9 protein-coding genes, 3 tRNA genes and 1 pseudogene are annotated in these 10,944 nt (G+C 60.5%); 7 read left to right on the forward strand and 6 right to left on the reverse strand.

Annotated elements, in window-relative coordinates:
- Positions 1 to 17: 17 nt before the first annotated feature.
- Positions 18 to 545, forward strand: coding sequence for a DUF177 domain-containing protein (locus tag HPY64_16245; protein ID NPV68689.1), 528 nt, complete (start codon positions 18 to 20; stop codon positions 543 to 545).
- Positions 546 to 559: 14 nt separating this feature from the next.
- A complete protein-coding gene (gene rpoD / locus HPY64_16250; GenBank protein ID NPV68690.1) occupies positions 560 to 1,735 on the forward strand; it encodes an RNA polymerase sigma factor RpoD in 1,176 nt (391 codons plus the stop codon).
- Between the two features lie 60 nt (positions 1,736 to 1,795).
- Here rpoD and HPY64_16255 read toward each other — a convergent pair whose 3' ends face one another.
- Together HPY64_16255 and HPY64_16260 are read right to left on the reverse strand one after the other, a co-directional pair.
- Complete coding sequence (locus tag HPY64_16255; protein ID NPV68691.1) at positions 1,796 to 2,674, reverse strand: SDR family oxidoreductase; 879 nt, start codon at positions 2,672 to 2,674, stop codon at positions 1,796 to 1,798.
- Positions 2,675 to 2,693: 19 nt separating this feature from the next.
- Entirely contained in the window at positions 2,694 to 3,848 is a 1,155-nt protein-coding gene (locus HPY64_16260) for a carotenoid 1,2-hydratase (protein ID NPV68692.1), read from the reverse strand.
- 273 nt (positions 3,849 to 4,121) lie between these two features.
- Here HPY64_16260 and HPY64_16265 point away from each other — a divergent pair.
- Positions 4,122 to 5,254 (forward strand): annotated as a pseudogene (locus tag HPY64_16265) (ISAs1 family transposase).
- On the opposite strand, the gene HPY64_16270 reads toward HPY64_16265, so the two are convergent.
- The 4 genes from HPY64_16270 to HPY64_16285 all read right to left on the reverse strand — a co-directional run bounded on the left by HPY64_16270 (position 5,251) and on the right by HPY64_16285 (position 10,239).
- On the reverse strand, positions 5,251 to 6,300 hold the full coding sequence (locus HPY64_16270) for a GNAT family N-acetyltransferase (GenBank protein ID NPV68693.1): 1,050 nt from the start codon (positions 6,298 to 6,300) through the stop codon (positions 5,251 to 5,253). The pseudogene HPY64_16265 and the gene HPY64_16270 sit on opposite strands and share 4 nt — an antisense overlap.
- Positions 6,301 to 6,418: 118 nt before the next feature.
- Positions 6,419 to 7,903: a lipopolysaccharide biosynthesis protein gene (locus HPY64_16275; protein ID NPV68694.1), complete on the reverse strand. Its 1,485-nt coding sequence runs from the start codon at positions 7,901 to 7,903 to the stop codon at positions 6,419 to 6,421.
- 40 nt (positions 7,904 to 7,943) lie between these two features.
- Positions 7,944 to 9,530, reverse strand: a complete 1,587-nt coding sequence (locus tag HPY64_16280) for an aldehyde dehydrogenase family protein (protein ID NPV68695.1) — start codon at positions 9,528 to 9,530, stop codon at positions 7,944 to 7,946.
- Between the two features lie 157 nt (positions 9,531 to 9,687).
- On the reverse strand, positions 9,688 to 10,239 hold the full coding sequence (locus HPY64_16285) for a tetratricopeptide repeat protein (protein ID NPV68696.1): 552 nt from the start codon (positions 10,237 to 10,239) through the stop codon (positions 9,688 to 9,690).
- 206 nt (positions 10,240 to 10,445) lie between these two features.
- Here HPY64_16285 and HPY64_16290 point away from each other — a divergent pair.
- The 4 genes from HPY64_16290 to tuf form a co-directional block, all read left to right on the forward strand.
- A tRNA-Thr gene (locus HPY64_16290) sits at positions 10,446 to 10,518 on the forward strand.
- Between the two features lie 28 nt (positions 10,519 to 10,546).
- A tRNA-Tyr gene (locus HPY64_16295) sits at positions 10,547 to 10,629 on the forward strand.
- A 19-nt stretch (positions 10,630 to 10,648) separates the two neighbouring features.
- Positions 10,649 to 10,721, forward strand: a tRNA-Thr gene (locus tag HPY64_16300).
- Between the two features lie 96 nt (positions 10,722 to 10,817).
- The coding region (tuf, locus tag HPY64_16305; GenBank protein ID NPV68697.1) for an elongation factor Tu at positions 10,818 to 10,944 on the forward strand (127 nt) is incomplete at its 3' end.

A 10,944-nucleotide genomic window follows, 5' to 3' on the forward strand; every position in this document is an offset into this window, starting at 1 on the left:
AGACAAGGCTAGCTGACGTGATTCCTCCTAACGGCTTTGTGAGCAACCGGGTGCTCAAGCTGAAAGTAGGCTTTTTGCTGAATCAGAGCCTGGGCACAAGCCGCGAGGTAGATTTTGATGTCCCCGCCCTGGGCGTCGCCGACGATCTGGTCCTGGCCTTCCTGCGCGGGCAAATCCGCCTGAGCCGCACCCGCGAGGGAATCCTGGTTCAGGGCGAACTGCAAACAGCTATCGAAGGCGAATGTCGGCGCTGCCTGGCCGCCATCGCCATCCCCATTACTCTAACCCTGGAAGAACTCTTCGCCCTGCACCCGCATCGGGGAGACACTGAATTCAGCGTGTCGGAGGATGCCATCCTCGACCTGACGCCGTTGCTGCGCGAAGAAACCATCATCAGCATCCCCCTGGCGCCACTCTGCAAACCAGATTGCGCTGGCCTGTGCCCGTCTTGTGGCCATAACCTCAACTTAGGCCAGTGCGATTGTCCATCCACTGATCTTGACCCCCGTTTCGCTGTGCTATCACAGTTGCATGACCAAGAGTAATTATCTTTCATGGTATGAGGGGAGAGTCAGCCTTGAAACGCTACGAATCGGACGAACAGGACACGGATGCAGTAAGCGCGTTACTGAACAAAGCCGAGCACCAGGGTTTTCTGACCTCCGAGGATGTTTTCGAACTTGTCGCCGACCAGGCTCATAACCTGGACGACATCATCCTCGCCCTTCAAAATGAGGGTATAGACATTCTGGATGACAAAGAAGAGCAGGACATTGAATTTGAGGACGAAGAAGAAATTGAGGAGGATTTTGACCTCTCCGGCATTTCCTCCGACGACACCGTCGGCCTCTACCTCAAGGAGATGTCCCGCGTCCCACTGCTGACCACCAAAGAGGAAGTCGACCTGGCCAAGCGTCTGGAGGCCGGTCTGGAGGCGCAGCGCAAGCTGAGCCAGCTCAACGGTCGCAACCCGGAACTGCGCAAGCAACTGGAGGCCGTTGTTCAGGACGGCATCGCCGCCCGCGAGCACCTGATCAAAGCCAACACCCGGCTGGTCGTCTCCATCGCCAAGAAGTACATGGGCAGCGGCGTGCACTTCCTAGACCTGATCCAGGAGGGCAACCTGGGTCTGATGAAGGCGGTGGAGAAATTCGATTACACACGGGGTTACCGCTTCAGCACATATGCGACCTGGTGGATCCGCCAGACCATCACCCGCGCGATTGCCGATCAGGGGCGCACCATCCGCGTGCCGGTGCACATGAGCGACCGCATTCGCCGCCTCTACAAGGTCGCCCGTAAGCTGGAGCAGGAAAACGGCCGCAAGCCGACCGCCGAGGAAATCGCCGCCGAAATGGATATTGACCCGCGCAAGGTACAATGGATGCTCAAAGTCTCCTGGCGTCCCCTGAGCCTTGAACGACCGGTCGGCGAGGAAGAAGACTCCGAACTAGGCAACTTCATCGAAGATGACACCACCCCCACACCTACCCAGAGCGTCAGCAACAATCTGCTGCGGGAGGAAGTGGAGGCCGTCCTGAGCACCCTGACCCCGCGCGAAGCGCGGATCCTGCGGCTGCGTTTTGGCCTGCACAATGGCGAGTGCTACACGCTGGAAGAAGTCGGGCAAAAGTTCGGCCTGACCCGTGAACGCATCCGCCAGATCGAGGGCAAAGCCCTGCGGCGGTTGCGTCATCCGCGCCGTTCTCGCCGCCTGCGCAGCTTCCTGCAATAATCAAACGCATCAGCGCGTGAATCAACGGGCAGGTTTTCGTCGCCTGCCCGTTTGCCGTTCTTATGCCGCCTGTGTGTCGCTGATGAACTCAGGCGCATGATCCTGCAACCCGGCCAGCGCCGCGCTGACTTCCCACAGGCGGGCCGCCAGCGCCCAGTCATACGTGATCGGCGCGGTCTGGATAGCCTGATTCCGCACAAAATACTGCCCCGTCACCCCCTCGACCTCAGGCGACGACGCCAGGTAGACCAGCGTCCTGGCCCCGGCAACCGGGCTGATGCCAAAACGCTGCGTCAGCCTGATCAGCGCCTTCCACGGTTGCCCGTTGTTTAGGCCAAAGTTGCTGGCCACAAAGCCCGGATGCAGCGCGTTGGCTGTTACCCCTGTCCCCACCAGCCGACGAGCCAGTTCGTAGGTGAACAGGATGTTCATCAGCTTGGAGCGCGCGTAAGCCGCAAAGCCGCTATAGCGCCTGGTCATCTGCAAATCGTCCAAGTCCAGGGTTGCGCCGCGATAAGCATTGGAAGCGACATTGACCACCCGGGCCGGCGCGCTGGCCCGCAGGACATCCAGCAGCAGATTGGTGAGCAGGAAGTAACTCATGTGGTTCAGCGCAAAGGTCATCTCCAGCCCATCGACACTGAGTTGCCGGGACATGAAAATCCCGCCGGCGTTGTTGATCAGCACATCCAGCCGATCATGCCGGCTGCGAAAACGCTCTGCTGCAGCGCGAACAGCTTCCAGCGAGGACAGGTCTGCCACGATATAGTCCAGCTGATGGTTGCCTGTCTCGGCCCCGATCTGTTCCACCACCGCCTTACAGCGCGCCTCATTGCGACTCACAATGACCACCGCCGCGCCCATCCCGGCCAGTGCTCGCGCTGTCGCTGCCCCGATCCCGGAGCTTCCGCCGGTGATCAACACCGTCTTGCCATGCATTTGTCACACCCTCATCTGGTCAAAAACGCCCATTCATTGTACCGGCATAGCCGGTCAACTCTGCATAACCATAGCCGGTCACATCGCCGCCGATGCGCACCGCGCCTTCCCAGTAGGCAATGCCTTCGCGCAGCTCCTGATCGGCCAGCAAAGGCATCAGGCGCAGGCGCAGCGGCTGCCCATCGCCGCCGTCTGCGATGGTGATCTCCCACCCGGCGGGATACTCCGCGCCAGTGTGCGGACTGCGCCAGGTCTGCGTGACGGTGATAGTGAAGTCCGCCGCGTTCAACCGGCGTGTGCGGCCATCCGGCAGGACAATCAGGCCGCCAAAGACCGGCTCAAACCCGCCATCAAACAGGCGAATACGCCCCAGCATCACCTCGCGGTCATCATCAAGATGCAACCCAAACCAGTCCCACCCCTGCGCATCGTTGCCCAGGGCGCTGGTGCTGAACTCATGATCCATCCAGGTTGTTCCCTGCACGTGATAGGTCTGGCCGCTAACCACGATCACGCCACTGGTGAGCAGGCGCGACAGGGAGTAGTAGTAACTGGCGTTACCCGGCTCAGCGCTCTTGGGGCTGAGGCCGCCCTCACCCTGCAAAGCGGGCGGCTTGACCTGCTCCAGAAGCAGCTCAATAGCGACATCGGCCTCGCTCGCTATGATACGCGTGCGCAACGCCTGAGAGTCTTCCGCTGCCACCTGCCAGTCTTCCAGCCAGACGCGGTAACGCGGATCAGTCGTTGCGCCGGCCAGTCCCGCCCCACCCCGGCTGAAGCGTTGGTGCTGGTAGAAGGCCTGACCCTGCACATCAGTCACCGTGAAATGGGCCATATAGACCTGGTTGGTGCGCCATTCGGAACCCGTGTCAACTTCCGCCGGAGCAATCGCCCGCCGGAAGACCGTGAACTGGAAGCCAAAACGCCGACCGGACTCATCGGCCAGGTTGCCGGTGTAATACCACCATTCGGTCTGGTAGTCAGGATGCGCACCATGATCGCGTGGGAACTGCCAGTCATAAGGGCCGATAGCCCGCGCATAGCCCGCCGCGCTCAGGGGCGCGCTCAACAGATCGGCTCTGGCGCGGACCTCGCCGCCGCCGAATTCCACCAGGCTGACGCCAAGCAACACAATCGCCAGCGCCGCCACACCCAGCAAACCATACTTCCACATACCGTACCGATCCTCGCTTCACCTGCCTGAAACGCAACATCTATGCTGCTCTGGCCCGTGCCCGGATGCGCTGGCGCAGGCCATGTGGCAACACCCGTTTGATCATCCGCCATGTCCATCGCAGTGCCCTGAAGGCCAGCTGCAAGCCGCGGGCATGCGGGCTGGCGATCCAGTGTAGCATATAGTCCAGCGCAGGCTCCGCTCCCCAGCTAGGGCAATCGCATGTGAAACTCTAATGTAGGACAATGGCAGCCAAACGACAAGGAGGCTGCCATGCTACCCGAAACGAGCTTGCTCGCATACTTTGCAGACCTGGAAGACCCGCGCAATGACCATCAATGCACACATCCGCTGATGAATATCATTGTCATCGCCATCCTGGGGGTGATTTGTGGAGCCGACAACTGGGTAGACATCGAACGGTACGGCAAGGCGAAGCAGGGGTGGCTGGCAAGCTTCCTGGACTTGAGCCATGGGATACCGTCGCATGACACCTTTGGCCGAGTGTTTCGCTGGCTAGACCCGGAAGCGTTTCAAGCCCGGTTCATCACCTGGACACAAAGCCTGTGCCAACACACGCAAGGTCAGTTAGTCAGTGTGGATGGCAAGAAGCTACGGCGGTCGCATGACCGGCCCCATGGCCGAGAGGGCATTTGGATGGTGAATGCCTGGGCAACAGCGAACCGACTGGTGCTGGGACAGCGGCAGGTGGAGGACAAAAGCAATGAAATCACCGCCATACCGCCGTTGTTAGAGGCCCTGGACATAACCGGGTGTGTGGTGACGATTGACGCCATGGGCACACAAAGTGCGATTGCCGAGGCTATCGTGGCGGCAGATGCCGACTACATCCTGGCGGTCAAAGAGAACCAGGGCACACTCTACGAAGACCTGGAGATGTTATTTGAGGGTTTTGAAGACACCGAATATGCCGATGCGCTCTACGATGACTACAAACAGGTCACCGAAGGGCATGGCCGCCGTGAAATCCGGCACTGTTGGGTCGTGGCCCACCCCGATTACTGGGCCTACCTGCGCCGTGCGTCCACCTGGCCACGCCTAACCAGCCTGGTCAAACTGATAACCGTGCGCACCATCGGTACCAGGACGGAAATCACAACCCGCTACTTCATCAGTAGTTGGCGGGCTTCCGCCCGGCAGTTCTTGCAGCGCATCCAGGCCCATTGGCAGATTGAAAACGGCCTCCACTGGGTGCTGGACATCGCTTTCCGTGAAGATGAAGCCCGCCTTCGCAAAGACCATGCCCCCCAGAACATGGCCGTGCTCCGCCACATGGCAACCACCTGCTCAAACAGGATAAATCCGTCAAAGTGGGTATCGCGGCCAAACGCAAGATGGCCGGCTGGGACAATGACTATCTATTCCGCGTGCTATGCCCAGATTAGAGAAGCACATGCGATTGCCCTACTCCCCAGCGGAACTTGTACTCTTCATCACCGCGCAGGAAATCATAGTACTGCATCCCGGCTTCAATCGCCGCCCGCAGCGACATCTCTGTCAGGACCTGACCGGGGCTGAAATCGGCATAGGCCATGTTCAGACCGGAGGCGAAGTCATAAACCCGCCCATTGTGCCAGATCGTATACAGTGCGGCGGCCAGTTCGCCATCGATATCCAGGCGGTACAGGCGTAACCAACCGCGTTCGTGCAACTGCTGAGCTGCCTCGTGGTAAAAAGCGGCCATCGCCGCCTCAGCAAACGCCCCCGGTCGGTTACGGCTTTCCCACTTGGCCTGGTGAAAGACCATCAGCGCGGTCAGGGTGGCGCTGACGGAGGCAGGATCACCGGCCACGTACCAGCGCCAGCGCCCCGGATACGCTTCGTCAAGCTGGCGGAGGAAGCGCCGCTGCTCTTTGCGTTTGCCCCGGCTGAGCGTTGCCAGGTAGGCCTCCCAATTGCCCGGCAGCTTCACCACCGGACACACGCTGGTCGCTGGCTGGCCCCACGGCCAGCCGGCAGCACGGAGCAGGTCGAGGGTCAGCGTATCCTGGGAAAGCCCGGCAAAGTGCAGCACATCCCACTCAAAGCGATGACGCCAGATCAGGGAAAGAATCACCTGCAAAACTTCCGGCTCACGTCCGCGGGCCATCACAAAGTCCAGGTGATCCGCCGCCGCAGCCACGCCGACGAACTCAAGTTGCCGCCAGGCCAGCATTCGTAACCGGAAACCGGCCAAAGGCAAGGGCTGATGCCGGCTCAGCATCAGCGGGGCGATTCCCACAAGCTGGCCATCGGCATCACGAACCTGCACCAGCCATAGCCTGGCCTGCCTGTGGGCATGACGCCAGTAGGCGCTCACCCATTCCCAGGTCACAAAGACTCCGCCCGTGCTGCCCCGCGCCATCAGCGCGGACCAGTCGTCGCGAAGGCGTTCCAGTTCAGCAGGATCGTGAGAAAGGGAAGCGATCAGGTCGGTGGCATGGGCTGGCACGGTCAATTACCTGTCATAAGCTGGACTGTTGTTCAACTATAACAGGCAACCGATCACGGCGGGGTTAGAGAATCATGAAAGTCCCTCTGGTGACAGCCAGGCGGAAGACGCCAGGTCATCACGGTTCTACTGGCTCGGAGGGTGCGGGGATAGATGGACGGCGGAGCGCGCCCCGGAAGATTTCCCAGGCGTCCAGGACTTCGTCCCGTTCCAGCCACCACAGCAGCGCCAGGTACACCATACCGCCGATCGGGATGGCGGTAACCAGGATGGCCAGGTCCGGCCAGTCGCTGACCAGCGAGCGCCACAGCATCACCACCACAAACATGATCCCGCCGCCCACAAAGGCGGAACGGAACACGCTGATGTATCGCTTCGGGCTGAAGGCCAGGAAGCGGCTGGCCAGCCATAGCCGCAGGATAGTGGTAACCATCAGGGCCAGCAGGTTGGCAAATGAAGCCGTGACCGCCAGGGGGGTGCGGTTCGTCATCACCCAGATCAGAGGAAAGGTGTACATGCCCTCAACCAGCAGCAGCTTGGTGGAAATATCCGGGCGACCCAGCGCCTTGAACACATCCCCGGCGCTCCAGGGCAGCGTGGCCACCATCCCCAGCAGAGCCAGCACCTGCACCAGGATGATTGCTGGTTCCCATTGCTCCCCGAAGACGACCGGCACCATCTCCGGAGCGATGGCGACAATGCCCAGCCCGATTGGGACGGTGACAAACGCCGTGTACTTGGTTGTGGTCAAAAAGCCCTGGATCAGCCTGGCCCGATCTTCCTTGAGTTTGGCATAAGCCGGGAAGATCACTTTGGTCAGCACCAGGCTGAAGTTGATCAGGATCATCTCCGGGATTCGCGCGGCAATTGAATAGTAGCCGAGCTGTGTTTCCCCCAGCAGCAGGCCAATGAACATCTGATCGGCCTGTTCCAGCGCCACGCCCAGCAGGTTGAACAACAGGATATAAACGCCATATCCCCAGAGCATCCTGGCCCGATCCATGAAAAAGCGAAAGCGCGGGCGCCAGGAACACAACACCCACTTGCCGATCATGCGCACCACAGAGCCGATCACGTGGCTGGAAACCAGGCTCCAGACCCCGAAGCCCAGCAACGCCAGCACGATCGCCGCGATGCCTTTGATTACCGCAGAGAAGAGATCGGGGATGTAGCGCTGCTTGAATAGCAGTTCCTTCTGTAGAAGACCGTCATGCGTGTTGCCCAGCGCGTTGAAGACGAAGGTCAATGCCATCACCCGCAGCATCGGCACAATACGGGGGTCGTCCACCAGGCGGAGGCTGATCGGCGCCAGCAAAAAGGCCAGCCCGTACTGCAGCAGGCCGATGCCGATGTTCATCAGGAAGGCGCTGTCCGCCGTATCATCCTGGCGTTCTGAGGAATAAATCAGCGCGTCCTTGATCCCGAAGTCCTGGGTAGCCTCAATGAAGTTAAGCAGTAGCAGGGCGTAACTGATCAGGCCGAAATCATCCGGTATCAGCAGCCGAGCCAGCACAGCCGTGCTCACCATGGTAAAGAGCCGGCTGCTGAAATACACGATATAAGACCACATCAACCCACGCACAGCGCGTTTGGCAATTCCCACAGCACTTACGCTTTCATCCTATCAGACTCACCTGAGCGCCCTACCGCCAGAATGCCCGCAGCCGATCTTTCAGGGTTGGGCCGTAGAGGGCATCCACCAACCGCCTGGCCAGACTCAGTTTGGCCAGATGATAGGGATACCAGAACGGTTCCACCGGCAAGCGCACCCGTTCCACATCCACCGTCTGGGAACAGGTCATCTGCAACAGCCCTTCTTCCCCGTGCATGCGCCCGTAGCCGCTTTCTTTGACCCCGCCCCAGGGCACCTCGGAAATCCCGCTGATCACCAGGTGGGAATTGACCGATACATGGCCAACCCTGAGCTGGCGGGCCACGCGCAGGCCGCGCTCGCGATCCCGTGTCCACACGCTGGCGGTCAGCCCAAAGGCAGAGTCATTGTTCAGGCGGATGGCATCCTGCTCATCCTTGGCCTGCAGCACTGCCACGACCGGGCCAAACGTCTCTTCCCGGCAGATGCGCATCTCCGGTGTAACATCGGCCAGAATCGTTGGTGCGTAGAACTGCCCGCCAAGTTCCCGGAGCCGTCGCCCGCCGATGATCACGCGCGCGCCACCGGCCACGGCCTCGTTGACCTGCGTCTCCACGATCTCGATCTGAAAGGGCGTGGTCACCGCCGCCAGCGTAGAAAGCACCGGACGGCCAGCCGGGTCAAGCAGATGCTCCTGAACAGCGCGTTTCATCTCCTCCAGCAGCCGGTCCGCCACCTGCCGGACAACGATGACCCGCTCCACTGAAGCGCATGTCTGCCCGGCGTTGAACATCCCCGCCCAGATGATCCCCCTGGCCGTATGCGGGATGTCCGCATCTTCCAGCACCAGGGCAGCATCTTTGCCACCCAGTTCTAGCATTGTTGGGATCAGCTTTTCGGCGGCGGCGCGGGCGATCTTCTTGCCGGTTGGCACACTGCCCGTAAAGGCGATCTTGTCAGGATGAGCCTCGATCAAAGCCTTGCCCACTGCCCCATCGCCATGGAGGATATGAAATACTTCCGGGGGGATGCCCGCCTCGGCGATCGCTGCCGCGATGACCTCGCCTACCTGGGTGGCGTATTCTGAGGGTTTATAGATCACGCTGTTGCCGGCCAGTAACGCCCCCACAATCGGGCCAACCGACAGGAACAGCGGGTAATTCCAGGGCGAGATGACCAGCACCACGCCGTACGGCCGGCGCTCGATCACAAAGCGACGATGAGGCTGCAACCGCACGGTCACCGGCACCGGCGCAAGCACCCGCTCGCCAATCCGGAGATAGTGGTCGACCATCTCCATCACGGCCAGGTGCTCGAACTGTGCTTCCGCCAGGACTTTGCCCTGCTCAGCCATGAGGGTGCTGATGATGCGTTCCCGCTGGCGGTACAGGGCGTCGCGCAGGGCGCGGATAAAGACTAGCCGCCGCTGGACGCCGATCCCTTCCCAGGCGATCTGGCCCAGTCGCGCCTCGGCAAAGGCCGTCTGGATGTGCAGCGGAGTAGCCACCGAGACCTGGCCCAGAACATCGCCGGTGCGAGGGGAATGGGCAACAATCACCCGGGAAGCAATGTGAACCCTAGGTTGGCTACCATCCCCTTTTTCGATAGCGGTCGGAGGGTGTTCCCGTGAAACGGCCATTCAACGCCTCCCCCGAGGATGGCTCTTACGGCAATGATGCTGGCGAACACCGGCAAGTTGTAACATGGGCTACTGCTAAGGGCAACTGTCCGAAGGCTTCTCCCGCATGGTTGGCCCGTCAGCCTGGAGGGTTCAAAACGGGCCCAGGACCGACCGGTCAACTCACCGCGCGTCCGCGGGGCAAAGCGCGGCGGCTCCGCTGGGCCTGCTTGAGCAGGCGCAGCCAACTCCGGGCGTACCGCTGGCGGCTGTCCGCCTGCTCCTGAAACAGTTCCACTGCCGTCGTCATCTCGCGGATGGCGTCGTCCAGTTCTTCCAGCCGGACGTAACACAGCCCCAGGTAGTAGTTTATCTCCGGGCGCGACGGCGCCTGCAGATGAGCCGCGGCGAAGGATTCGAGAGCATCCCGGTATTCCTGGGCAGCAAAGGCGATCATGCCCAGGCAGTAGTGCGCCACCCACTGGCGCGGATCGAGCCGCAACGCATACATGAAATCCGCCCGCGCGAAATCCAGAAACTCAGCCCGATTCGATTCCAGATAGATGAAGCCGCGCGTGGTGTAAAGCTCGGCGTTGTACGGTTCCTCCCCGATCGCTGAAGTGAGGTCGGCCAGCGCTTCCTCGTACTGCTTTTTATCCAGATGGTAGAGGCCGCGCTCTAGGTAACGCTCGGCCAGACTGCGCCCGGAGAACAGCTTCAAGACACCCACAGCATCCCTTACCCATCCCGGAATGTGCACCCGATCAGGGCATAGTATAGGGAAAAACCCTGGCAGCGGCCAGGCGTCCGGGGCGTTTTTTTTGCGCCGATGACCGTTGACAAACCCCCTCCCTTTCGCTAGAATTCGGCCTGCTAATCGATTGAGATACGTCGCTCTGGAAAGCTACCAGGCGGTATGGTATAATGCCCAGGTATGCCGACGTAGCTCAATCGGCAGAGCAAGCGCCTTGTAAGCGCTAGGTTATGGGTTCAAGTCCCATCGTCGGCTCAGAACCTGCTGCTTAACAAATCAATAAGGGTCGGTGTCCCGAGCGGCAAAGGGGGCGGACTGTAAATCCGCTGGCGGAAGCCTTCGCAGGTTCGATTCCTGCCCGGCCCACTAGGTACCACCTAAAGCTGCCCACATAGCTCAGTTGGTAGAGCACGCCCTTGGTAAGGGCGAGGCCATGGGTTCAAGTCCCATTGTGGGCTCTTTTATTGCGTGCAGGTTCACCACCACATTTCCGCAAGTTGTAGCAGACAGGTCGGGATCAAGCGCCTGTCCAAAATCAGGAGATCATAGAGAGCATGGCCAAGTTTGAGCGTACGAAGCCGCATGTGAATATTGGGACGATCGGGCATGTAGATCATGGCAAGACGACCCTGACGGCGGCGATCACCAAAGTGCTGGCGATGAAGGGGTGGGCCAATTTCC

The sequence above is a fragment of the Anaerolineae bacterium genome, assembly GCA_013178165.1.
In the GTDB taxonomy this organism is placed as follows: domain Bacteria; phylum Chloroflexota; class Anaerolineae; order Aggregatilineales; family Ch27; genus Ch27.

What these genes read in the sequence shown, in the direction of transcription:
- rpoD (NPV68690.1), top strand. Translation starts at nt 560, where the DNA reads ATGAGGGGAGAGTCAGCCTTGAAACGCTACGAATCGGACGAACAGGAC.
- HPY64_16255 (NPV68691.1), bottom strand. Translation starts at nt 2,674, where the DNA reads ATGCATGGCAAGACGGTGTTGATCACCGGCGGAAGCTCCGGGATCGGG.
- HPY64_16260 (NPV68692.1), bottom strand. Translation starts at nt 3,848, where the DNA reads ATGTGGAAGTATGGTTTGCTGGGTGTGGCGGCGCTGGCGATTGTGTTG.
- HPY64_16280 (NPV68695.1), bottom strand. Translation starts at nt 9,530, where the DNA reads ATGGCCGTTTCACGGGAACACCCTCCGACCGCTATCGAAAAAGGGGAT.